This is a genomic window from Brevibacillus sp. NL20B1, assembly GCF_018195675.1.
Taxonomy (GTDB): domain Bacteria; phylum Bacillota; class Bacilli; order Brevibacillales; family Brevibacillaceae; genus Brevibacillus; species Brevibacillus aydinogluensis.
Window position 1 is genome coordinate 76,047 of sequence record NZ_JAGTPT010000010.1, and the last position, 24,238, is coordinate 100,284.

General features: G+C 57.3%; 21 protein-coding genes. 4 read left to right on the plus strand and 17 right to left on the minus strand.

The genetic code is table 11. The features are described from left to right. Positions 1-24: 24 nt before the first annotated feature. The 5 genes from glpX to KDN35_RS08980 all read right to left on the minus strand — a co-directional run bounded on the left by glpX (position 25) and on the right by KDN35_RS08980 (position 4,380). Positions 25-987, minus strand: coding sequence for a class II fructose-bisphosphatase (gene glpX, locus KDN35_RS08960; RefSeq protein ID WP_171564059.1), 963 nt, complete (start codon positions 985-987; stop codon positions 25-27). 33 nt (positions 988-1,020) lie between these two features. Beyond that, entirely contained in the window at positions 1,021-2,304 is a 1,284-nt protein-coding gene (locus KDN35_RS08965) for a UDP-N-acetylglucosamine 1-carboxyvinyltransferase (RefSeq protein ID WP_171564058.1), read from the minus strand. 67 nt (positions 2,305-2,371) lie between these two features. Then, positions 2,372-3,025 carry a fructose-6-phosphate aldolase gene (gene fsa / locus KDN35_RS08970; protein WP_171564057.1) on the minus strand — a complete coding sequence of 218 codons (654 nt, stop codon included), beginning with the start codon at positions 3,023-3,025 and terminating at the stop codon, positions 2,372-2,374. A 17-nt stretch (positions 3,026-3,042) separates the two neighbouring features. Then, on the minus strand, positions 3,043-3,897 hold the full coding sequence (gene fba / locus KDN35_RS08975) for a class II fructose-1,6-bisphosphate aldolase (RefSeq protein ID WP_171564056.1): 855 nt from the start codon (positions 3,895-3,897) through the stop codon (positions 3,043-3,045). A 108-nt stretch (positions 3,898-4,005) separates the two neighbouring features. Beyond that, on the minus strand, positions 4,006-4,380 hold the full coding sequence (locus KDN35_RS08980) for a response regulator (RefSeq protein WP_029100404.1): 375 nt from the start codon (positions 4,378-4,380) through the stop codon (positions 4,006-4,008). Between the two features lie 164 nt (positions 4,381-4,544). On the opposite strand from KDN35_RS08980, the gene KDN35_RS08985 reads away from it, so the two are divergent. Further along, a complete protein-coding gene (locus KDN35_RS08985) occupies positions 4,545-5,339 on the plus strand; it encodes a lipid II flippase Amj family protein (protein ID WP_171564055.1) in 795 nt (264 codons plus the stop codon). A 177-nt stretch (positions 5,340-5,516) separates the two neighbouring features. On the opposite strand, the gene KDN35_RS08990 is transcribed toward KDN35_RS08985, so the two are convergent. Together KDN35_RS08990 and rpoE are read right to left on the minus strand one after the other, a co-directional pair. Next, positions 5,517-7,118, minus strand: a complete 1,602-nt coding sequence (locus KDN35_RS08990) for a CTP synthase (protein WP_171564053.1) — start codon at positions 7,116-7,118, stop codon at positions 5,517-5,519. A gap of 210 nt (positions 7,119-7,328) precedes the next feature. Beyond that, positions 7,329-7,871 (minus strand): DNA-directed RNA polymerase subunit delta, encoded by a 543-nt coding sequence (rpoE, locus tag KDN35_RS08995; protein WP_171564052.1) that lies wholly within the window; start codon positions 7,869-7,871, stop codon positions 7,329-7,331. A gap of 400 nt (positions 7,872-8,271) precedes the next feature. Between rpoE and KDN35_RS09000 the strand changes: the two genes are divergently transcribed. Together KDN35_RS09000 and KDN35_RS09005 are read left to right on the plus strand one after the other, a co-directional pair. Continuing rightward, positions 8,272-8,742, plus strand: a complete 471-nt coding sequence (locus tag KDN35_RS09000) for a cytochrome c oxidase subunit II (protein WP_171564201.1) — start codon at positions 8,272-8,274, stop codon at positions 8,740-8,742. Positions 8,743-8,762: 20 nt separating this feature from the next. After that, positions 8,763-10,460 carry a b(o/a)3-type cytochrome-c oxidase subunit 1 gene (locus tag KDN35_RS09005; protein ID WP_212132571.1) on the plus strand — a complete coding sequence of 566 codons (1,698 nt, stop codon included), beginning with the start codon at positions 8,763-8,765 and terminating at the stop codon, positions 10,458-10,460. Between the two features lie 133 nt (positions 10,461-10,593). Here KDN35_RS09005 and icmF read toward each other — a convergent pair whose 3' ends face one another. From icmF to KDN35_RS09045, 8 genes are all read right to left on the minus strand, one after another. Continuing rightward, positions 10,594-13,845 (minus strand): fused isobutyryl-CoA mutase/GTPase IcmF, encoded by a 3,252-nt coding sequence (gene icmF, locus KDN35_RS09010; protein ID WP_212132572.1) that lies wholly within the window; start codon positions 13,843-13,845, stop codon positions 10,594-10,596. 33 nt (positions 13,846-13,878) lie between these two features. Next, on the minus strand, positions 13,879-14,511 hold the full coding sequence (locus tag KDN35_RS09015) for a TetR/AcrR family transcriptional regulator (protein WP_171564049.1): 633 nt from the start codon (positions 14,509-14,511) through the stop codon (positions 13,879-13,881). Between the two features lie 143 nt (positions 14,512-14,654). Further along, complete coding sequence (gene meaB / locus KDN35_RS09020) at positions 14,655-15,602, minus strand: methylmalonyl Co-A mutase-associated GTPase MeaB (RefSeq protein WP_171564048.1); 948 nt, start codon at positions 15,600-15,602, stop codon at positions 14,655-14,657. Between the two features lie 36 nt (positions 15,603-15,638). Further along, positions 15,639-16,781: an acyl-CoA dehydrogenase gene (locus tag KDN35_RS09025; protein ID WP_171564046.1), complete on the minus strand. Its 1,143-nt coding sequence runs from the start codon at positions 16,779-16,781 to the stop codon at positions 15,639-15,641. A 44-nt stretch (positions 16,782-16,825) separates the two neighbouring features. Then, a complete protein-coding gene (locus KDN35_RS09030; RefSeq protein WP_212132573.1) occupies positions 16,826-17,968 on the minus strand; it encodes an acyl-CoA dehydrogenase in 1,143 nt (380 codons plus the stop codon). 30 nt (positions 17,969-17,998) lie between these two features. Continuing rightward, complete coding sequence (locus KDN35_RS09035; protein ID WP_171564044.1) at positions 17,999-18,850, minus strand: 3-hydroxybutyryl-CoA dehydrogenase; 852 nt, start codon at positions 18,848-18,850, stop codon at positions 17,999-18,001. Positions 18,851-18,919: 69 nt separating this feature from the next. Continuing rightward, a complete protein-coding gene (locus tag KDN35_RS09040; protein WP_212132574.1) occupies positions 18,920-20,098 on the minus strand; it encodes an acetyl-CoA C-acetyltransferase in 1,179 nt (392 codons plus the stop codon). A gap of 239 nt (positions 20,099-20,337) precedes the next feature. Beyond that, a complete protein-coding gene (locus KDN35_RS09045) occupies positions 20,338-20,670 on the minus strand; it encodes a sigma factor-like helix-turn-helix DNA-binding protein (protein ID WP_171564042.1) in 333 nt (110 codons plus the stop codon). Between the two features lie 167 nt (positions 20,671-20,837). Here KDN35_RS09045 and KDN35_RS09050 point away from each other — a divergent pair, with 167 nt between their 5' ends. After that, positions 20,838-21,389 (plus strand): hypothetical protein, encoded by a 552-nt coding sequence (locus KDN35_RS09050; protein ID WP_171564041.1) that lies wholly within the window; start codon positions 20,838-20,840, stop codon positions 21,387-21,389. A gap of 36 nt (positions 21,390-21,425) precedes the next feature. Here the strand turns inward: KDN35_RS09050 and KDN35_RS09055 are convergent, their stop codons facing one another. After that, positions 21,426-21,962 (minus strand): glucosaminidase domain-containing protein, encoded by a 537-nt coding sequence (locus KDN35_RS09055; protein WP_171564040.1) that lies wholly within the window; start codon positions 21,960-21,962, stop codon positions 21,426-21,428. A 171-nt stretch (positions 21,963-22,133) separates the two neighbouring features. Continuing rightward, positions 22,134-24,206: a (Fe-S)-binding protein gene (locus KDN35_RS09060; protein WP_212132575.1), complete on the minus strand. Its 2,073-nt coding sequence runs from the start codon at positions 24,204-24,206 to the stop codon at positions 22,134-22,136. Between the last annotated feature and the right edge of the window lie 32 nt (positions 24,207-24,238).

Below are 24,238 nucleotides of genomic sequence, written 5' to 3' on the forward strand. Positions count from 1 at the left end.
CTCTATTCTCGTCCGATCGCCGGCTTACAATACCAGGCGGGGTTTGCGCTCCAAGCGGTGGTTTCCTTCGATAAAGCGCACGGTTCCCGTTTTGGCGCGCATGACGACGGAATGGGTCGTGGCGCGCATGCCTTGGAAACGCACGCCCCTGAGCAGTTCACCGTCGGTAACGCCGGTGGCGGCAAAGATGGCGTCATCCCCTTTCACCAGGTCGTCCATGTACAGGACCTGATGCGGATTGGCCAATCCCATCCGCTTGCAGCGTTCGAGCTCTTCTTCGTTTTGCGGCAGCAGCTTGCCCTGAATCTCGCCGCCAAGGCATTTGAGGGCGACCGCTGCCAACACGCCTTCAGGAGCCCCTCCGGACCCGAACAGGATGTCCACGCCCGTGTCGGGAAACGCCGTGTTGATCGCCGCAGCCACGTCCCCGTCGGAAATCAGCCGAATCCGCGCGCCGGCTTCCCTGATCTCGTGGATGATCCGTTGATGGCGGTCGCGATCCAGCACGATTGCCACCAGGTCGCTGATGTCCTTGCCCTGGGCCTGGGCGACTGCCTTCAGGTTATCCTTGATCGGCGCGTTGATGTCCACTTTGCCCACCGCTTTCGGACCGACGGCGATTTTCTCCATGTACATGTCAGGAGCGTGCAGCAGGTTGCCGCGGTCGGCGATGGCGATGACCGAGATGGCTCCCCAGGTCCCTTTGGCAACGATGTTGGTGCCCTCCAGCGGGTCGACGGCTACGTCCACGGCCGGCGCCACCCCCTGGCCCAGCTGCTCCCCGATGTACAGCATCGGTGCTTCGTCCATTTCTCCCTCACCGATGACAACAATCCCGTCCATCGGCACGTTTTCAAACTCCTTGCGCATCGCCGTCGTTGCCGCGTCATCGGCCTCGTCTTTTTTGCCGAGGCCCATCCAGCGGGCGGATGCCAGCGCTGCCGCTTCTGTAACACGTACCAGTTCTAGTGTAAGACTGCGTTCCATATCGGAAGACTCCTCTCCTGGCATTTGCTGCGGTTACCGCGGATGGCGCTCCATGCGGGGCAGACCGATCCGTTTCACATCGGCTCCCAGGCTTTGCAGCTTGCTCACCAGATTTTCGTAACCGCGATCAATGTGTTCCAATCCTTCCAACTCCGTCGTGCCCGGCGTGGCCAGCCCGGCAATGACCAGCGCTGCGCCTGCGCGCAGGTCGGAGGCGACCACTTTGGCCCCGTTCAACTGTCTTGTGCCTTCGATGACCGCCGAACGCCCTTCCACTTTCAGGTTGGCCCCCATGCGGCGCAGCTCGTCCACGTGGCGGAAACGGGCGCTGTAAATGTTGTCCGTCACGACGCTGGTGCCTGTGGCCAGCGTCAGCAAGGTCGTGATCGGCTGCTGCAAATCGGTCGGAAAGCCAGGATACGGGCTGGTTTTCACGTCGATGGCGCGGTAAACCTCCCGCCCGTTCACCTGAATGCAGTCGTCCATTTCCAGCACTTCCGCCCCGATCTCCCGCAGCTTGGCCGTGACGGACTCCAGGTGTTTGGGGATGACGTTTTCCAAGGTAACGCTACCCCGCGTCGCGGCTGCCGCGATCATGTAGGTGCCCGCCTCGATCCGGTCCGGGATGATCGTGTGACGGCAGCCCCGCAGGCGTTCCACTCCCTCGATCCGGATGATGTCAGTGCCGGCCCCCTTGATTTTGGCGCCCATGTTGTTCAGCAATGTGGCGACGTCGACGATTTCCGGCTCGCGGGCAGCGTTTTCAATAATCGTCACACCCTCCGCCTTGGACGCAGCCAGCATGATGTTGATCGTCGCTCCGACGCTGACCAGGTCCAGGTAGATGCGCGCGCCTTTTAGGCGGCCGTTTTTGGCGCGAAGGGTCATGACGCCGTTTTGGTTTTCCACCCGGGCTCCCAGCGCTTCAAAGCCCTTGATGTGCAAATCGACCGGGCGCGGACCGAGGTCGCAGCCGCCCGGCAAACCGACATGGGCCTCGCCGAATTTGGCCAGAAGCGCTCCCCACAGGTAGTAGGAAGCCCGCAGCTTCTTGATGCGTCCGTTGGGCATCAGCTTCAGCTGCATCGGACGGCCGTCCACTTCCATCCAGTCGTCCTCGAACAGGACATCCGCTCCCATTTCCTTCAGCAGCTCACAGTAAATCTCCACGTCCTGAATATGCGGCAGATTTTCTATTACGACCGGCCCGTCTGCCAGGAGCGCGGCAGGAATCAGGGCAACGGCGCTGTTTTTGGCTCCACTGATGGAAACCGAACCCTCGAGTCGCTTCCCACCATTGATGATCAGCTTTTCCATGCGTAGCTCTCCTCAGGCGTAATCGGGAAAGAAGCACCTTCCCCAACGGAAAAGGTGCTTAGGCCTTTTACACACTCGTCTGTTTCATGCTTGCCCAGTCCGCGAGAAACTTCTCCAGACCGCTGTCGGTCAGCGGATGAGCAATCAGTTGTTTGAACACTTTATAGGGGATTGTAGCGAAATGAGCGCCGCGGCGTGCCGCTTCCGTCACGTGAACAGGGTGGCGGACAGAGGCGGCGATGATTTCCGTCTCCAGACCGTGAACGGAAAAGATTTCGGCGATGTCTTCGATCAATTGCATGCCGTCGTGGCCGATGTCGTCCAGACGGCCCAGGAACGGGGAAACGTAGGTGGCGCCAGCCCGTGCGGCCAGCAGCGCCTGGTTGGCAGTAAATACCAACGTAACGTTGGTGCGAATTTTCCGCTTGGCGAAGTGCTTGACAGCCTTCAGGCCTTCTGCCGTCATCGGCACCTTGATCACGATGTTCTTGGACAGGGAAGCCAGCTTCTCCCCTTCTTCAATCATGCCCTTGGCGTCCGTGCTGATCACTTCCGCACTGATCGGGCCGTCCACGATGTCGATGATCTCTTTCAACGTCTCGATGAAATCGCGCCCTTCCTTGGCAACGAGGGACGGGTTGGTCGTCACGCCGGACACCACGCCCCACTCGTGAATCTCGCGGATTTCTTCGACGTTAGCGGTATCTATCAAAAAACGCACGATGTGTACCTCCTTGGTTACGCACGGTTGCTGCTTCCGAACAGGCGCATTTTCCCTTTAACGACTTCCTTGATCGCCTCGCGGGCCGGTCCCAGGTATTTGCGCGGGTCAATTTCGTTCGGCTTGGCAGCGAGGATTTTGCGCACCGTTTCGGTGCATGCGACTTGGCTTTCGGTATTCACGTTGATTTTGCCGACGCCCAGGCTGATCGATTTCTTGATCGCTTCATCCGGTACGCCGGAGCCGCCGTGCAGCACGATCGGAGCGCCGATGTTGTTTGCCACTTTTTCGATGATGTCAAAGCGGATTTTCGGCTCCCCTTTGTACATGCCGTGTGCCGTTCCGACAGCAATGGCCAGATAGTCTACTTTGGTTTCTTCCCAGAAGCGGATTGCTTCTTCCGGATTTGCCAGGGTAGCGTCTTCTTCATCCACGGACAGGTCGTCCTCTACCCCGCCGATGGTACCCAGCTCGCCTTCCACGGAAACGCCGACCGCATGGGCAGCCTCGACAACCTTTTTGGTCAGGCGAATGTTCTCTTCATACGGATGGTGAGACCCGTCGAACATCACGGAAGAAAAACCGGCACGGATACATTTCATTACGATGTCAAAGTTGCTGCCGTGGTCCAGGTGCAGGGCAACCGGAACACCTGCGCGCTCTGCCGCCGCTTTGGCCATCGCAACGGTAAACTCAAGCCCCATGTACTTCAGCGCGCCTTCGGATACGCCAAAAATTACCGGGGATTTCTCTTCGATCGCTGCCTCCGTAATCGCTTGCGTAAACTCCAGGTTGTTGAGGTTGAACTGTCCGACAGCGTATTTATGCTTCTTGACGTCTTCAGTAAAAGCGGTCATAGGTACCAGTGGCATTGATATATCCTCCTTAGCAGACTCTGTAACGTGGCCTATTATACCACATGAATTTGCGTGTTAACAGGTACGCTTGTCCGGGGCCCGGGTCCCGGGACCCTGGTGTCGTTAACAAGCCAACTGCTGATGCACAGCCATGCGCAGCTCATCAATGTCAAACGGCTTCGTGAAGTGAGTCAACGCTCCCAGTTGTGTCGCTTCCTTGATCATGTCCAGCTCGCCGTACGCGGTCATCATGATGACCTTGATGTCCTGGTTGATCTTTTTGATGTGTTTTAAAATCTCAATGCCGTCCATGCCGGGGATTTTCATATCGAGGATCACCAGATCAGGCGACTCCTTTTCCACGATCTCCAGGGCCATTTTGCCGTTGGCCGCCTGGAACGTTTTGTAGCCTTCCTTGCCAAGCACCTCGTACAGCAGGATGCGAATGCCGTACTGATCGTCCACAACCAACACTTTTTTCTCCCGTTTATCCTGCATGGTTTTCCTATCCCCCTGCTCAATAGACCGTTTTACTTAAATTACCTTGATTCGCCTAAAATCAGGAAAATCCTGCAACGGCTAGTGGAAAATTTCCCCGGCAGCACCTTTGAAGTATAATGAAGGATAACCATTTTCGACACATGCAAGGTGACTGAACCCGTATGAATACAGTCTGGTTGATTTGCCTGTTTACATTTGTGATCCACGCCACGGAGACGCTTTCGTTCGCCATTCGCCTGGCCGGCGTGCAGACAGCGCGGCTGGCCGTCGCGCTGTCTCTGACTGGCATGGTTCTGCTCGTCTCCCGCACCGCCAACCTGATGCAAAGTCCGTTTACCGGCGGACTGATTGACCGGGCGACCGTCACTCATGCGGATGTGGCCCCCGATCTGCACATGATCATCGGTGCCGCATCGCTGGGCACGCTGGCGGCCATCCTCCTGTTTCCCACCTGCGTCCAGCTCTCAAAGCGGCTGATCGCCCACCTGGAACTGGCCGGCTCCATCCCGCAGATGCTGCGGACATCCGTCACGGTCCACAGCATTCGCCACGTCCGGCATCACATCCGCTTGCCCCGCTGGCGGGCGCTGTCGCGGTTTCGTTTCCGGGGCATCCCCAAACGGCTGCTGCTGCTCAACTGCGTCGTCACCGGCATCTACACGACAAGCATCCTGTCCGTCCTGTACGCGTCGCTGCTCGCCCCTGCTTTCAAGGCGACGGTGCTGATGTCCTCGGGTCTGGTCAACGGCTTTGCCACCATCATCATGACCGTGCTGATCGATCCGCAGGTGGCGCTGCTGACGGACAAGGCCCTGCAGGGACAAGCCCCGACCGAGACGATCCGGGACACGTACCTGTCGCTGATGGTGTCCCGCTTCTTCGGCACGATCCTGGCTCAGTTCCTGCTCGTGCCGGCGGCCCACTGGGTGGCCTGGCTGGCCCCGCTGTTCCATTAGCGATCGCCTGATTGGTGAGACAAGACTGGCATCAGACGAAAATCGTCCGGCGAACGGATCACAGACGGGACGGCGCTGACGCCCTGTTTCCATCCCGGGCCAAAAATCCTGGACAAAAAGACGCACCACCGGAGATCCGAAGGTGCGTCTTTTTTGTTTGGGTACGACCCGCGCCGCTTAGCCCTTGTACGCCAGCGAAGCCTTTACAAATTCGCGGAACAGCGGCTGCGGACGGTTTGGACGGGAGGTAAATTCCGGATGGAACTGCGTAGCCAGGAACCACGGATGGTCCGGAATCTCCACAATCTCCACCAGACGGCCGTCCGGGGAAGTACCTACAAAGCGCATGCCCAACTTAGCCAACTGCTCGCGGTACTCGTTGTTCACTTCGTAGCGGTGACGGTGGCGTTCGTACACCAGTGTGCTCTGGTACGCCTTTTCGGCCAGGCTGCCCGGCTCCACTTTGGTCGGTCCCAGACCAAGCCGCATGGTGCCGCCCATGTCTTCGATCTCTTTTTGTTCCGGCAGAAGGTCGATGACCGGGTATTTCGTATTCGGATTGATTTCCGAGCTGTTAGCGCCCTCCAGACCGGCCACATGGCGGGCAAATTCGATGACGGCGATCTGCATGCCCAGACAGATGCCCAAAAACGGCACCTTGTTTTCGCGGGCGTAACGGGTGGCGGTAATCTTTCCTTCAATGCCGCGGTCGCCGAATCCGCCCGGCACGAGAATGCCGTTTACGTCGCCCAGCAGTTCATGCACGTTTTCCGGCGTCACTTCTTCGGCGCTCACCCACTTGATCTCCACGTTGCTGTCGTTTGCGTAGCCGCCGTGATAGAGCGCCTCCGCGACGGAGAGGTAGGCGTCGTGCAGCTCCACGTACTTGCCGACAATGGCGATGCGGGTGGTGCGAGACAGATTTTTGATCTTGTTGACCAGTGCTTTCCATTCGGTCATGTCTGCTTCCTGACAGGTGAGTCCCAGGTGGCGGCAGACGTAATCGTCCAGACCCTGTGCCTGAAGCTGCAGCGGCACGTCGTACAAGGTCTCGGCGTCCACGCATTCGATCACCGCGTTTTTGTCGATGTCACAGAACAGCGCCAGCTTGTCCTTCATCTCCTGGGACAGCGGGTGTTCGGTACGGGTGACGATGACATTGGGCTGGATACCCAGACTGCGCAGTTCCTTGACGCTGTGCTGTGTCGGCTTGGTTTTCATCTCGCCGGCAGCCTTTATATACGGGATCAGGGTGACGTGAATGTACATGACATTTTCGCGACCGATGTCGCTCTTGATCTGGCGGATCGCCTCCAGGAACGGCAGGCTCTCGATGTCGCCCACGGTGCCGCCGATTTCGGTGATGACCACGTCGGCGCCGGTTTCACGTCCCGCACGGAAGACGCGCTCCTTGATCTCGTTGGTAATGTGCGGAATGACCTGAACGGTGCCGCCCAGATAGTCGCCGCGGCGCTCCTTGGCGATGACGGCGGAGTAGATTTTCCCGGTGGTCACGTTGGAGTTGGCGCTCAGGTTGATGTCGATGAAGCGCTCGTAGTGCCCCAGGTCCAGGTCCGTTTCCGCCCCGTCATCGGTGACGAACACTTCGCCGTGCTGATACGGGCTCATCGTACCCGGGTCGACGTTGATGTACGGGTCAAATTTTTGGATGGTTACCTTTAGGCCCCTGTTTTTCAGCAGTCGGCCCAAAGAAGCGGCAGTAATTCCTTTTCCCAACGAGGATACAACCCCGCCTGTCACAAAAATGTACTTGGTCATGATTTACGTCCCCTCTTTCCCCTGTTGCGTGATGATTGTACAGATAAACAACGATGAAGACGGCTCCAAAAAAAGAAAAAACAAAAGCGGTTCCCACCCCGATCCAGCTCGGGCAGGGGGCACTTTTGTTTTGTAGTTTCCCATATTAAATCCTTCTTCATGTGAAGCCCAAGGAGTATTTTATCTGTCTCTTAGGCGGAAGTCAAGAATCTAAAAATCCTCGTTATCCTCGTCAACTTCCGCATCCTCGCTGTCTGCGTCTTCGTCGTCAAACAGCTCATCGTCTTCCACAATTTCTTCCTCATCGTCAATTTCAGGGTCCAGTTCGTCATCCAACGCCGCATCGTCCAGGAACTCTTCGTCGTCTTCGAAGATAGCGATTTCGTCCTCTTCGTACTCTTCGACGATGTCTTCCTCGATCTCGTAATCGTCGAAGTCGTCGTCGAGGAGCACCTTCTTCTTCTTGCCGCCCTCCTGGGTTTCTTCCACGGCGTCTGTCGGGTACCACCGCTTCAATCCCCAGGTGTTGTCTCCCAGGCAGACAAAACGGCCGTCGATGTTGATTTCCGTATATACTTGGGCAATAATGGCCATCTTTTGCTCTTCTGTCATTCCGCGCAGGGCAGCCAATTCGTCCATCAGCTCGCGGAAATTGTACGGCCGATTGGTTTCGCGCAAAATCTCGTACGCGATGTCAACCAATGCCATTTCGTTCATTTTTTCACGGTCCATATGTGCAAGCAATTGACTCACCCAGGGCACGTCCTTTCATTGGAAAACTTGGCGTTCCGTCAAGGCTCTCGCCGTTCGGCCGAGACCTTGGTCTCTGATCAACGGTAAATAGGCTACCTTACAGTATTCATTATTTTAGACAAAAATGCAAGGAATTCAAACGGTTTTTCTAGCATCCCGAGGCGTCAAACTGTGATGTGGTAGAACAGGACGCAGAGGAGTGCATAACCACCCAGTATGTGGGAAATGTCTAATATTGTAACTCACACGCAGCGGAGGGTGACAATGAAAAACGACAGACAACTGGCCGGCAGCTTTTTTTTGGTGATGGTCCTGGGCGTCCTGATGATTCTCGGCTGGGTCAGCATTTTCGACCTGTATCTCAGTCGGCAGTAGGTTAGGAGGAATGGCGGTGCTGGGAATTGATTTGCCTCGTTACGAAAAGATCTGGCTGTGGTTCGGCGTCATCACCCTCATTATCTTTCTTCTCGTCACCGGGATCATGGCATTCGCGATGAACCTGCACCCGGCCGCCGGTCACGAGCGGACGGTCGCTCCGGAACAGGTATTGAGCACGGCGCCGTTTGACAAACCGGGTGTCTATCCTGTCGGCGACAAGGAGTATCAGGTCGTCATGGTGGCCCAGGCCTTCAACTTCCTGCCGGCCGCCCCGACCGTTCCCGCGGGATCGACCGTTCATTTTCGCGTGACCAGCCCTGATGTCATACACGGCGTTGCCATACCGGGAACCAACGTAAACATGATGGTCCTGCCGGGACATGTCACGGAATTTACCTATACCTTCAAGAAGCCGGGAGAGTATTTGCTCTTGTGCAACGAATACTGCGGCATCGGCCATCAGGTCATGATGGCCAAAATGGTGGTTCAATAAAACGGGTGGAGTTGTTGAAGATGAATGACTTGCAAAACACCGGCTTCGGCGGTGCCACAGTCGGCAAAAGCGACTTTCGCTTTCATCGCAATGACCAACTGCTTATTCAGGCCCACATCGGATTTGCCTATCTGGCCCTGCTGCTTGGAGCGTTGGCGGGAGTGCTGCAGACCCTGCAGCGGACGGGCGTCATTAGCTTGCCATCGGCACTCGGTTACTATCAGCTGCTCACCCTGCACGGGGTAAGTCTGGCCCTGGTGTTCACCACCTTTTTCATCATCGGATTTCTCTTTTCGGGCGTGGCCAAAACAACGGGAGGCGAGCTGACACCACGGGAACGGGCATGGGGATGGACGGGTTTCGTCCTGATGGCGGCGGGTACCGCGCTTGCACTCATTCCCATCCTCACAAATGACGCGTCCGTGCTCTACACCTTTTACGCACCGCTCAAAGCCTCTCCGCTGTTCTACGTCGGCCTGACTGCCGTCGTGGTCGGAAGCTGGTGCAGCAGCGTCACCATCTTTTCCGCCTTCCGCAGATGGAGGCGCGCTCATCCCGGCGAATCGTCCCCGCTGTTTGCCTACATGGCTGTCGCGACGATGATATTATGGGTCATCTGCACCCTCGGCGTCGCGATCGAAATGCTGTTCCTGCTGATTCCCTGGTCAATGGGGTGGACAGAACGGGTGGATGTCAGCCTGAGCCGGACGTTGTTCTGGTATTTCGGTCACGCCCTGGTCTACTTCTGGCTGCTGCCGGCCTACATTTACTGGTACGTCAACATCCCTCGGCTGATAAAAGGGCGCATCTTTAGCAATTCGCTGCCTCGGTTGACGTTTATTCTGTTTATCCTCTACTCCATACCGGTCGGGCTGCACCACCAGTTTAACGAGCCGGGCATTGACTCGGTCTGGAAGTTTGTGCAGACCGTTCTCACCTTTTTCGTGGTCATTCCCTCGTTTTTAACGGCGTTTTCCATTTTGGCCACGTTTGAATTGGCCGGCCGTTCCCAAGGGGGAAAAGGGCTGCTGGGGTGGATCACCAAGCTGCCGTACAAGGACGTTCGCTTTCTCGCGCCGTTTCTTGGCATGGTCCTGTTTGTACCGGCCGGCATCGGCGGGATTATCAATGCCAGCTATCAGTTAAACCAGGTGGTTCACAACACGTTATGGGTAACCGGCCACTTTCACCTTACCCTGGCCACCAGCGTCATCCTTACATTTTTCGGAATATCTTACATGCTGATTCCGGTGCTGCGCGGCCGGACACTGACCCCGGCGATGAATCGTCTGGGGATCGTCCAGGCGTTTACCTGGGTGATCGGGATGGCGCTCATGTCGGGCGGGATGCACGCTGTCGGGCTCCTGGGCGAGCCGCGGCGAATCAGCTACACGACGTACAACGACCATCCTGTTGCCCAGATGTGGTTCCCCTACCGTCAAGCGATGGCGTGGGGCGGGGGCATCCTGTTCACGGGAATTGTGCTGTTTCTGATTATCGCCGTATACCTGTGGTTCTTTGCGCCGAAAACGGAAACGCCCAACGAATACCCCATCGGCGAGGTCACCCCTGATCAGCCCAAACCGCCGTTGTTTCTGGAACGCTGGTCCATCTGGATCGGTGTGGCCGTTGGCTTGATCCTGTTTGCCTACACGATGCCCTTCGTGCAGCTGTTCATCCACCCGGCTCCCGGCGCACTGCCGATGCGAACGTGGTGACAGCTATGTCCCCATTTACATCGGCCGTCTTGCATCCGTTTCGACACACTCCCCGGCAGCGGAACGAAAAAAGGCCCGCCTTGCGGAAGCAGCCTGCTTTCGCACAGCGGGCATTCGTTTTTACATATTGCGTCTACATATTCCGTCGATACTGTCCGCCCACTTCGTACAGCGCGGCGCTGATTTGTCCCAGCGAAGCCACCTTCACCGTCTCCATCAGCTCGGCGAAGATATTGCCGCCGGACATCGCCACTTCCTGCAGCCGCTTGAGTGCAGCCGGCGCCTGCTCGCGATGCCGCTCGTGGAAGGCGCGCAGGGTGCGGATCTGTTGTTCTTTCTCCTCTTCCGTCGCACGCGCCAGCTCGATCTCGTAGTCCTCTTCCGAGGCGTTCGGGTTGATAAAGGTGTTCACCCCGATGATCGGCAGCTCGCCGCTGTGCTTTTTCATCTCGTAGTACATCGATTCGTCCTGGATCTTGCCCCGCTGATACTGCGTCTCCATCGCGCCGAGCACGCCGCCGCGCGCGTTCAACCGCTCAAATTCCTGCAGCACCGCTTCCTCCACCAGATCGGTCAGTTCCTCGATGATAAACGAGCCTTGCAGCGGATTCTCGTTTTTCGCCAGCCCCAACTCCTTGTTGATGATCATCTGGATCGCCATGGCGCGGCGGACGGAGTTTTCCGTCGGCGTGGTGATCGCTTCGTCGTAGGCGTTGGTGTGCAGCGAATTGCAGTTGTCGTAGATGGCGATCAGCGCCTGCAGCGTGGTCCGGATGTCGTTGAAGTCCATCTCCTGCGCGTGGAGGGAGCGCCCGGACGTCTGAATGTGATACTTCAACTTTTGGCTGCGCTCGTTGGCGCCGTAGCGGTTTTTCATCACGGTCGCCCAGATGCGGCGCGCCACCCGGCCGATCACCGTGTACTCGGGGTCCAGTCCGTTGGAAAAGAAGAACGACAGATTGGGCGCAAAGTCGTCGATATGCATGCCCCGGCTCAGGTAGTATTCCACGTAGGTAAAGCCGTTGGCCAGCGTAAACGCCAATTGCGTGATCGGGTTGGCCCCCGCCTCGGCGATGTGGTAGCCGGAGATGGAGACGGAGTAGTAGTTGCGCACCTTGTGGTCGATGAAGTACTGCTGGATGTCGCCCATCATCCGCAAGGCGAACTCGGTGGAGAAGATGCAGGTATTTTGTCCCTGGTCTTCCTTCAGGATGTCCGCCTGCACCGTGCCGCGCACTGTAGACAGCGTGTACGCCTTGATCTGCTCGTACTCGTCCGGCGTCGGCTGTCGCCCTTCCCGCTCCACGAATTTTTCCACCTGCTGATCGATCGCCGTGTTCATGAACATGGCCAGTATGATCGGCGCCGGACCGTTGATGGTCATGGATACGGAGGTGGTAGGCGCGCAGAGGTCAAACCCGGCGTACAGCTTCTTCATGTCGTCGAGCGTACAGACGCTGACACCGCTGTTGCCGATCTTTCCGTAAATGTCGGGGCGGTAATCAGGGTCTTCGCCGTACAGCGTTACCGAGTCAAACGCCGTGCTGAGCCGCTTCGCCTCGTCGTTTTGCGACAGGAAGTGAAAGCGCCGGTTGGTCCGCTCCGGTGTGCCTTCCCCGGCAAACTGCCGCTTCGGGTCCTCCCCTTCCCGCTTGAACGGGAAGACGCCCGCTGTGAACGGGAATTGTCCCGGCACGTTTTCTTTGAGCGACCATTTCAAAATTTCGCCCCAGTCTTCAAATTCAGGCAGGCACACTTTCGGGATGCGGGTGCCGGAGAGCGACTCCGTGTACAGCCGGGTGACGATCTCCTTGTCACGCACCTTGGTGACAAATTGATCCTGCCGGTACTGTTCCTTGAGCTTCGGCCAGTTGTCCAGGATGCGGCGGCACTCGGGATGCAGCTTGCCTTCAAAATGGGCAATCTGCTGATCCAGCACACGGACCACCTGGGCCGCATCAGGTTCGCCCGACGCCAGCAGCGTCTCCTTGGCGCCGTGCAGTTGATACAGCTTGCGGGCAATCGCCGACTGCTCGGTGACGAATCCCCGATACGCCCGCACCGTGTTGGCGATCTCCTGCAGATAGTTGACGCGCTCCGCCGGGATCAGTGCCGTCTTGTGCGTCTTGACCGGCGTCGCGTCAAGATGTTCCACCGGCCAGTCGACACCTGTTTTTTCCACGATCTTGCGCATCAGGGCGGCAAACAGCACATTGGTGCCCGGATCGTTGAACTGGCTGGCGATCGTGCCGTACACGGGAATCTGCTCATCCGGCACATCAAACAGGTTGTGGTTGCGCCGGTACTGCTTGCGCACCTCTCTCAGCGCGTCCTCCGACCCTTTTCGTTCGAACTTGTTGATTGCCACCAGATCGGCAAAGTCGAGCATGTCGATCTTTTCCAGCTGGGATGGGGCGCCAAATTCGCTGGTCATCACGTACAGCGCAACGTCGCAAACATCCTTCACCTGGGCATCTCCCTGTCCGATGCCGCTGGTTTCCACGATGATCAGGTCAAAGTTGGCGGCCCGGGCCACCCGGATCGCATCCTTGACGGCGGCCGACAGTTCCGAGCCGGACCGGCGCGTGGCCAAGCTGCGCATGTAGACGCGCGGCGTGTTGTTGGCATTCATGCGGATGCGGTCGCCAAGCAGTGCTCCGCCCGTCTTTTGCTTGGACGGGTCGACGGACAGGATCGCGACGGTCTTGTCGGCATAGGTGCGCAAAAAGCGGCGAACCAGCTCATCAGTCAGTGAACTTTTTCCCGCGCCGCCTGTGCCGGTGATCCCCAGCACCGGCACCGTGCGCTCCGGCTCCGGCAGTCCGTCCGTGAGCCGCTCCTTCCACTCCGGCTTTTCCACGCCGTACTCCGCTACGGAAATCAGCCGGCCGATCGCCTGATGCTGCTGCCGACGCAGTTCCTCCACCTCACTCGTCAATTCCGTGACTGTGGGGAAGTCGGTCTCTCGCAGCATGTAGTTGATCATCCCCTGCAGCCCGAGGCGGCGGCCGTCGTCAGGGGAAAAGATCTTGCAGACGCCGTACGCTTCCAGCTCGCGGATTTCCCGTGGAACGATGACCCCGCCTCCGCCGCCAAAGACGCGGATGTGTCCCGCTCCTCTCTCACGCAGCAGGTCCACCATGTATTTAAAAAACTCGACGTGACCGCCTTGGTAGGAACTGACGGCAATCCCCTGCACATCTTCCTGGATGGCAGCGGTAACGATCTCATCGACGGAGCGGTTGTGCCCCAGGTGAATCACTTCCGCCCCTGATGCCTGCAGGATGCGGCGCATGATGTTGATCGACGCGTCGTGCCCGTCGAAGAGACTGGCAGCCGTGACAAAGCGAACCTTGTGTTGCGGACGATACACTTCCGTTTCCATCGTTCCACTCTCCCCGAATATCAAGTTACTCGTTTACTCGGAGACGCTGACCTCCCGCAAAAGCAAAGCCGTCTGCTTCTCGGTGAACTCCTCCAGTGTGTAGTGCCGCTTTAACGCCCAGCGGCGGAATACCCACATTTCACCCAGCACCATGATGTTGTCAGCCATCAGCTTGACGTGCTTCTCGTCAATACCGATGGACCCGTCGGCAATGCCTTTGCGCAGAATCTCCTCGAAAATCTGCGTAATTTCTTCCTCGCGCTGCAGCACGTAGCGCAGCGTCTCTTTCGGCAGCGACTTGGACTCCTGATAGATCAACAGGACGCGGTCGCTCATTTGGTCCATCACGCGGAAAAAGCTCTTCAGCGCCAGCTTCAGGATTTTCAAGCCGGTGCCGTTGAACGTGATCGCCTCGCGCAGGCGGCTTTCCACTTCCGCGTGGATGGCGTCGCACACCAGATAGAGGACGTCTTCCTTGGATTCGATGTATTCGTACAGGGTGCCGATGCTGAATCCGGACGCACGGGCGATCTCCCGCGTGGTCGTCTTGTGAAACCCTTTGTTGATGAACAGATCGACAGCCGCTTCAATAATCTGCTCCCGCCGCTTTTCGATCAGCTTGGGGTCCTTTACCAGGGACGGTATGGTTTTTCGTCTTTCAGACATGATTTCTTACACCTCTCCAACCGACTGAGCGTTTGGTCAGGCAACATTTGGAAAAAGAAAGACCGCAACGCTCTCTTTCTATTATATCCCGTATATTATACGTCGAGAGAGCGCCTAACGCCAATCTTTCTTTATTCCTCCGCTCAGGGAGTCTGTCCCCACCACTCGCGGACAATTCGGTCGGCAGTGGAGTACGGGTCGGCTTCCCGCGCTGCCACTCGCTCCAGTTCGTCCCGGTACCGGCCCGCTTCGATGCTGCCCAGCAGCCGCTGGTAGAGAGAATCGCGAACGATGTCCAGCACTTCCTCCTGCAGGTGGCGGGAGCGGCGTATCTGCCCCTCTCCGCTCTCCTGCAAAAAGCGCTGGTGCAGTCCCACCTGCTCCCACAGCTCAGCCATTCCCTGGCCGCGCGTGGAGACCGTCTGGACGATCGGCGGACGCCAAGGCGCGTCATGCTTGGCCAGATCCAGCATCTGTTCCACTTCGATCCGCAGCTTTTCCACGCCCGGCAGATCGGCTTTGTTGATCACGAACAGATCGGCAATCTCCATGATGCCCGCCTTGAACGCTTGGACCGAATCGCCTCCGCCGGGAGTAAGCACCACCACCGTCGTATCAGCGATGGTCATCACGTCCAGCTCCGACTGCCCTACCCCGACCGTCTCGATCAGGATGACGTCACAGCCGTACGCGTCCAGCACCCGCACGGCGTCCCGCGTGTTGCGGGAAAGGCCGCCGAGACTGCCCCGCGTCCCCATGCTGCGGATAAACACACCGCTGTCCAGCGCGTGGTTCTGCATCCGCACGCGGTCGCCCAGAAGCGCGCCGCCGGTAAACGGGCTGGTCGGATCAACCGCCACCACGCCGATTTTCAACCCCAATGTGCGCAGGTAGCTGATCAGACAGTCCACCAGCGAGCTTTTGCCCGCGCCCGGCGTCCCGGTAATGCCGATCAGCTTCGCCCGGCCGGTGTGAGGAAACAGTTCCCGCAGGATCTGCGACCGCTCCGGATAATCGTTTTCGATGCAGGTGATGGCGCGGGCTGCCCCGCGCGCGTCGCCCGCCAGGATGCGCCGTGTGATCTCGTGCATGAAAAGCCCTCTTCTCGCCCTGTACTGTGCTGCATCTTACTCTTTCAGCAGGTAGTTGCTGATGACAACTCGCTGAATCTCGTTGGTTCCTTCGTAAATCTGAGTGATCTTGGCGTCGCGCATGAAGCGTTCCACCGGATACTCGCGGGTGTACCCGTAGCCGCCAAAGATCTGCACCGCCTCCGTCGTCACTTCCATGGCGATATCGCCGGCAAATACCTTGGACATCGCCGATGCCTTGCCGTAGGGCAGCCCCTGGTCTTCCAGCCATGCCGCCTGGTAGGTGAGCAGTCGAGCCGCCTCGATTTTCGTCGCCATGTCGGCCAGCTTGAATTGAATCGCCTGCAGCGACGCGATCGGTTTGCCGAACTGGTGCCGTTCCTTGGCGTACGCCAGCGCGTGATCAAACGCCCCCTGCGCGATGCCCAGCGCCTGGGCGGCGATGCCGTTGCGCCCGCCATCCAGCGTCATCATCGCGATCTTGAAGCCCTGTCCTTCTTCACCGAGCACGTTTTCCACGGGAACGCGGACGTCCTCAAAGTTGACGGCGAGCGTCGGCGACGAGCGAATCCCCAGCTTCTTTTCCTTTTTGCCCATCGTAAAGCCGGGCATGCCTTTTTCCACGATAAAGGCGGTGATTCCCTTGTGCTTCAGCTCCGGATTGGTCAAGGCAAAGACGATGTAAATCTCCGCCTCGCCCGCGTTGGTGATAAAAATCTTGGAGCCGTTTAGCACGTAGTGATCGCCGTCGCGCACGGCAGTGGTGCGCATCCCGGCAGCGTCGGACCCGGAGCCGGGCTCGGTCAGGCAGTAAGCGCCCAGCTTTTTGCCTTCCGCCAGCGGCCGCAGGTACTTCTGCTTCTGTTCTTCCGTGCCGAACTTGTAAATCGGCCAGCTCGCCAGCGAAACGTGGGCGGACAGCGTGACACCGATGGACGCGTCCACGCGGGACAGCTCCTCCACGGCGAGCACGTAGCTGAGGTAGTCGGCTCCCGCGCCGCCGTACTTCTCCGGCCAGGGAATGCCGGTCAGCCCCAGCTCCGCCATCTGTTCAAAAATGGACCGGTCAAAGCGCTCTTCCTCATCGCGCTCCGCCGCTGTCGGCGCCACCTGGTTCTCCGCGAAGTCGCGAATCATTTTGCGGAGCATTTCCTGCTCTTCCGTCAGATGAAAATTCATGTTCCCCACTCCCCTGCGTCATGGTTATTCGTGCGTCCCGTTTCTCAAGTGGACAGCAGATGTTTGGCGATCACAATGTGCTGAATCTGGGTGGTGCCCTCGTAGATTTGCGTCACCTTGGCGTCGCGGAACAGCCGCTCCACCGGGTACTCCCGGGTGTACCCGTATCCGCCGAAGATCTGCACCGCCTCAGTGGCGTTTATCATCGCCGCGTCGGAGGCAAACTTTTTGGCCATGGACGCTTCCATGCCGCACGCAAGCCCGCGGCTGCGCAGGAAGGCGGCCCGGTAGACCAGCAGCCGCGCCGCTTCCGCCCGCGTCGCCATGTCGGCCAGCTTGAAGGCGACCGCCTGCTGCTTGATAATCGGCTGGCCGAATTGCTTCCGTTCCTTGGCGTAATCGGTCGCGTACTGAACGGCTGCTTCCGCGATGCCCAGCGCCTGCGCGGCGATGCCGATCCGGCCATAGTCGAGGTTGGCCATGGCAATCTTGAATCCAATGCCTTCCTGCCCGAGCAGGTTTTCGGCCGGCACCCGCGCGTTGTCGAAAATCAGTTCCGTCGTATTGGAACCAAACAGCCCCATCTTCTTTTCCTTTTTGCCGACGATAAAGCCTGGCGTATCCTTTTCCACGATAAACGCGGAGATGCCCCTTCGCCCCTGGGACGGGTCGGTCACGGCAAATGTGATGTATACGTCCGCCTCGCCGCCGTTGGTGATGAACACCTTGTTGCCGTTGAGGATGTATTCATCCCCTTTGCGGACGGCCGTCGTGCGGATATTGCCCGCATCCGATCCCGCCTGCGGCTCGGTCAGCGCAAACGCACCGAGGTATTCGCCGCTGGCCAGCTTGGGCAGGTACTTTCGCTTTTGCTCGTCGCTTCCGAAATACAGGATCGGATTGGTGCCGACAGAGGTGTGCACGGAGAGAATCACGCCCACGGTGGCGCTTACTTTGGAAATCTCGTGAATGGCCAGAATGTACGAGATGAAGTCAGCGCCAGCTCCGCCCCATTCTTCCGGTACCGGAATGCCCATCAAGCCGGTTTCCCCCATTTTTTTCACGATGTGGCGGGGAAACTGTTCCGTCTCTTCCATGACGGGAACGAACGGAGCGATCTCCTTTTGGGCAAAATCTTGCACCATCCGGCGCATCATCTCATGCTCTTCGCTAAATCGGAAATCCATCGCGTCCTCCCTCTTTGCCGCGTACAGATTCTAGTTGTAGACGTAGAAGCCTCGTCCCGATTTACGGCCGAGCCAGCCAGCCTTGACGTACTTGCGCAGCAGCGGGCACGGCCTGTATTTGGAGTCGCCGAAACCTTCGTACAGCACTTCCATGATGTACAGGCAGGTATCCAGCCCGATGAAGTCGGCCAGCGTCAACGGCCCCATCGGATGGTTCATGCCCAGCTTCATCACCTCATCAATTGCTTCCGGCTCGGCCACGCCTTCGTACACGCAGTAGATCGCCTCGTTGATCATCGGCATCAGCACGCGGTTGGAGACGAATCCGGGAAAGTCGTTGACGCTGACCGGTACTTTGCCCATCTGTTTGGCCAGGTCCTCCGTCAACTGATACACCTCGTCCGCCGTCTGCAGGCCGCGGATGATCTCGACCAGCTTCATCACCGGCACCGGGTTCATGAAATGCATGCCGATTACTTTTTCCGGCCGTTTGGTCACGGCAGCGATTTCCGTAATCGGCAGCGAGGAGGTGTTGCTGGCCAGCACCGTGTGCGCCGGGCAGATCTCGTCCAGCTGGCGGAAAATCTCCGCTTTCACGCCCATGTTTTCCGTAACCGCTTCCACCACAAAGTCTGCGTCACGGCCATCCGTCAGATCGACGGAGAGGGTCAGGCGGGCCAGCACCGCCTCTTTGTCTTCCGCACTCATTTTGCCTTTTTCCACGCTGCGGGCCAGATTTTTCTCAATCGTCTGCCGGCCGCGGTCCACAAATTCCTGCCGGATGTCGTGGAGAATCACCCGAAAACCGGCCTGCGCCGCCACCTGGGCGATGCCGCTGCCCATCTGTCCCGCACCTACGACCATGATCGTTTGAATGTTCATAAACACGTCCCCTTCCTCGCAACAATGCCTTTTATTCACCCGTCCAAACGCAACCGGTCCCCGCAGAGACTAGAACACCTTGATCAGAACCGCGTCTCCCTGGGCCGCTCCGCTGCAAATGGCGGCAACGCCCAACCCGCCCCCGCGGCGCCGCAGTTCGTACACGAGGTGCATGATAATTCGCGCCCCGCTCGCCCCGATCGGATGGCCGAGCGCGATCGCCCCGCCGTTGACGTTTACCTTTTCTTCGTCCCAACCGACGATCTTGGCGCTGGTCAGGATAACGGCGGCAAATGCCTCGTTCACTTCAAACAGATCGATCTCGTCCAGCCGCGTGCCGGTCTTTTCCAGCAGCTTTTGGATCGCCAGTCCCGGCGTGGTGGCGATGTACGGCGCCTCCGCGCCCACCTGCGCGTGACCCAGAATGACTGCCAGCGGGCGAATCCCCAATTCGGCCGCCTTGTCCTCCGCCATCAGCACCATCGCTGCCGCGCCGTCGTTGATGCCAGGCGCGTTGCCGGCGGTAATCGTGCCGTCCTTTTTGTACACCGGCGGCAGTTTGGCCAGCACCTCCAGCGTGGTGTCGGGACGCGGCGCCTCGTCTTTGGTGACGAGGAGTGGATCGCCCTTTTTCTGCGGTACCGGCACCGGCACGATTTCCTCGTCGAACAGACCGGCCGCCATCGCCCTGGCCGCTCGCTGCTGGCTGCGCAGCGCCCAACGGTCCTGCTCCTCGCGGGTGATGCCGTACTCCTCCGCCACGTTGCTGCCGTGGACGGCCATCGGCACTTGATCAAACGGGCAGGTCAGCCCGTCGTACATCATCAGGTCGCGCACAACCGCATCGCCCATGCGCAGGCCGTACCGCGCGTTGGGCAGTGCATACGGCGCACTGCTCATGCTCTCCATGCCGCCAGCCACGATGATCTGCCCGTCTCCGGCGCGGATGATCTGGTCGGCCATGGTGACCGCCCTCATCCCGGAAGCGCACACCTTGTTGATGGTCTGGCTGGCCACGTTCCACGGCAGTCCCGCCTTGCGGGCCGCCTGACGGGAGGGCACCTGCCCCGCTCCCGCCTGTACGACCATGCCCATGATCACTTCGTCCACCTGCTCGCCGGACACGCCGGCCCGCTTGAGTGCTTCCTTGATCGCAATGGCCCCCAGATCAACTGCGGAAACGTCTTTCAGCGCGCCGCCGAACTTGCCAAACGGGGTGCGTGCCGCCCCCGCAATTACTGTTTTCATCTCGGCTCCTCCTCGCTGCATGGCATTCATTACAAAATGATCGAGCGATCGCTCATTTTTGCTTACTTTCATTTTGCCGTCTCCCGTCTGAATAGTCAATGTAATACGAAAAAAAGGACGCCTGACTTTTCTTGTCAGTCCGGCAGCCATTCGTTGCCGGACGGGCATCCCGCTTGCCTTTCTGACGCTGTATGGGAGCGCAAAATCCAAGGGGCTGTTGGTTCCGTATAGTCCCGCTGTCAATCAGAAATGAGTTTTTGACGTAGCTGCTGTAAATACTTTGTTTTGCAAACATTTACTCGTTTCTGTGAAATATTAAGTTGCTTCGCCACTTCTCTTTCAGGTATGCCTTCAATCACCACCTTTTGAAGGATAAAACGTCCTCTATCAGGAAGGCTACTGAGCAACTCCTTAACAAATAGATCTGATACTACCAATCCCTTGTGTTCTTTTGTCCATACATCCTCAAGCACGCTTTCATGGCGATATACTTTATTTGCTTGATACTGTAATCTCCATGCGATCCGTTTTAACATTTGGCGATAGTAATCAAACATTGACTGATTTTCCATCGAATCCCCCCTGTTCTCTAGGTAAATTTCCTGTTAGTAAAACATCCGGTTTTTTCGAATGTTTTCGCTTGATAGATGCACGGTTTTCCAAAATATGAAACTTATTGGAATTTCACTCGTCCAATATAGTATCTAAACAAAGGGCGATGGAAAGGTGTGCGGCATACATGAAAAAATGTATTCTTTTCCTCATATTGCTCGGAATCGCAAGCGGGTGCAGTGCCGTTTCTTCCCAGGGAGAACATAATCATGAGCAGGTATCGGCGCCACATTCAGTGGATTCACAGGCTGAAGAAGTGGAAAAGCTTGTGGTGCAAAGAGGGCATGATCGTTTTGTTTTCGAGAATCCTTCGCGCTGCATGGGGATTCTTGTGAATGCCAAAGATTTGTACAGGTTTGCTTATCGAAGAGACGGCGAGGAATTGGGGGACGAGCAAAAACTGCCATTCCTGCAAGAAAAACTGGAAGAAGGAACAAGTCAATATGACAAAGTGTACATAAGAATTGTCCAAAAGCCCTTCATTCCGGAAAGCGGGGTAAATGAATTCCCTCGAAAGGATATCGTGATTTATCTTGATCCGCAGAATCCAAATGACGCCTTTGTCGGTGTGCAGAACCCGCATAATCTGGATGAATGGAAGATCTATCAGGTTAAAGATTATGGCGGCTGGGTGAAAAAAGAAATCGATCTACATTTAGCTCTGCACACGGGACTATAACAAAGAAGCACCATATACATGGTGCTTCTTTCCAAACTACAGATTGCTTCGTCTGCGGAGTGTTTCCAGATACCCCATTACTTCATCATAGTATTGATCATGGTCGGAGCCGCCATACCCGGCATCCGCGATGTATCGTATGCATTTTTCTGAACTGGGGTTGTTTGTGCTTTTCAAATAATTGATTAACGCAGAGTATCGGCTATTTTCTTTAAAGAACCGCGCAAAGGAGTTAGCATGGGTACTGCGACCGATATAAGCAGCCCATCCGCCTTCTCCTTTGCCATAGTTTCCTGGTGGATTGGAACTACTTACATATTTCATGTTTGACCAATTTTGATTGTTTCGTTGTGTTTTACTTGCACCCCATCCTGATTCTCCTCCCCACATAGCGAGGATTACCTCAACAGGCAAGCCATAACATTCATCGCTAGCATCTTCGGCAACTCGTTTGAACGCATCAACGAAAGCTTGTACTTTATCATTGGGATCGGTATTTGGATTCAAGTCTACATAAGTATCTCGAACACCATCAACTTTAACAGGTTCTGTTGGAATTGGTATCAACGCCATCATATTCTCTCCTTTAGCTAGTAGATAAACGACTTTAGACCGGTCATTGTCGTTTTCACTTACTAGGTAAAAAAGAGAAACGATTGATACCCCCTATTATTGCGTTTTATGCAAAAAAATCCCCACCCTTAGACAGGGCAGGGATTAGCACACCAAAAACACTCTTCAAAATCACAAGGCATCGGCGAGAATCTCGGCAATGTCGCGGGTTTTGACCTGATCCTCCATTTCTTTCATCTTGATGCCGTCGTTCATCATTGTCAAACAGTACGGACACGCGCTGGCGATGGCCGTCGGATTTACTTCCAGCGCCTGCTCGGTGCGCGCCACGTTGATGCGGGTGCCTTCGTGCTCCTCCATCCACATCAGGCCGCCGCCGGCACCGCAGCACATGCTGTCGCAGCCGCTCCGCTTCATTTCCACAATCTCCACGCCTGGAATCGCCGTGAGGATCTCACGCGGCTTGTCGTAAATCTCGTTGTAGCGGCCCAGGTAACAGGAGTCGTGGTAAGTGATGCGCTCCTTTACTTCCTTGGTCGGCTTCAGACGTCCTTCCTTGACCCACTGGGCGAGCAGCTCGGAGTGGTGATACACCTCCGCCTCCAGGCCGAACTCGGGGTACTCGTTTTTAAAGGTGTTGTAGGCATGCGGGTCGCAGGTGACGATCTTCTTCACGCCGTAAGCCTGGAACAGCGCGATGTTCTCCTGGGCGAGCTGCTGGAACAGAAACTCGTTGCCGATGCGGCGAGCGGTGTCACCGGAGTTTTTCTCCTCGTTGCCGAGAATGGCAAAGCTTACCCCGGCTTCGTGCATCAGCTTGACAAACGCCTGCGTAATCTTCTGGCTGCGGTTGTCAAACGAGCCCATCGAGCCGACCCAGAACAGATACTCGAATTCCTCCACCTGCTGCACGGTCGGCACGTCGTATTGGCCGTTCAGCCCTTCGATCCACTTCAGTCGGTCCTTGCGGTTGATGCCCCACGGGTTGCCCTGCCGCTCGATGTTGTTCAGCGCCCGCTGCGCCTCTTGCGGCATGCTGCCCTCAGTCATCACCAGGTAGCGGCGCATGTCGATGATTTTTTCCACGTGCTCGTTCATCACCGGGCACTGATCCTCACAGTTGCGGCAGGTGGTGCAGGCCCACAGCTCCTGCTCGGTAATCACGTCGCCGATCAGGTTTTTCTCGTAGGCGACTGCGGTCGCTCCCTCGGACGCCGCCGCCACTTCCGACGCCTGCAGCGCCAGTTGGTTGGCGGTCGAGCCGGTAAAGGCGAAGCTCGGCATCCACGGCGTGCGGGAGGTGATCGCCGCTCCTTTTTCCGTCAAATGATCCCGCATCTTGGTGATCAATTCCATCGGGGAGAGCATCTTGCCGGTGCCGGAGGCGGGACACATGCTGGTGCAGCGACCGCACTCCACACAGGCGTACAGGTCGATCAGCTGCGTCTGGGTGAAATCCTCAATCCGGCCGACCCCAAACACTTCCTGCGTCTCGTCTTCAAAGTCGATTTTGGACAGTTTGCCGGGCGGGTCCAGTTTTTTGAACCAGACGTTGATCGGCGCAAAAATCAGGTGAGCGTGCTTGGACTGCGGCACGTACACGGCGAAGGCCAAAAGGATCAGCAGGTGCAGCCACCAGAACACGTAGAACAGCGCGGCCGCCGCGGTATTGGGGATGCCGGCGAACGCCATCGCGATCAGCGAGGAAAACGGCGCGTAGCCGGACGGTTCGTGCCCCAACCAGAGCTGCTCAAACGCGAGTGAGAACAAAACTGTTGCCATCAGCGTGGAAATGAACAGCAGCACCAGTCCCGATTTGAATCCGCGCTTCAGCCGCTTCAGCTTTTCGATATACCGGCGGTAGAACGCGTAGCTGACTGCCGCGAGAATCAGAAAGACAGTGATCTCCTGCATCAGGCTGAAGTACTTGTGAGCGCTGCCAAATGGCAGTTCAAAGCCCTTCACCAGACCTTTCACGATCAGTTCAATGGCGCCAAACTGCAGGATAATGAAGCCGTAAAACATGACGACGTGCATGATGCCGCTCTTTTTGTCCTTCAACAGCTTTTTGTGAAAGACGACGTTTTCCAGCAGCAAATTCAGGCGCGTGCCGAAGTCGTCCTTGACGTCCGGCTTTTTGCCCAGTTTGATAAACAGATACCGGCTGTACAGGACGTGGCAGACCAGGTACAGACCGTAAGCGAGCACCAGGAAAAACGCGATCAGATTGAGCAAGGCCAGCAAGGTCTTCTCCCCCTTTTCATGTTCGTCCGTTT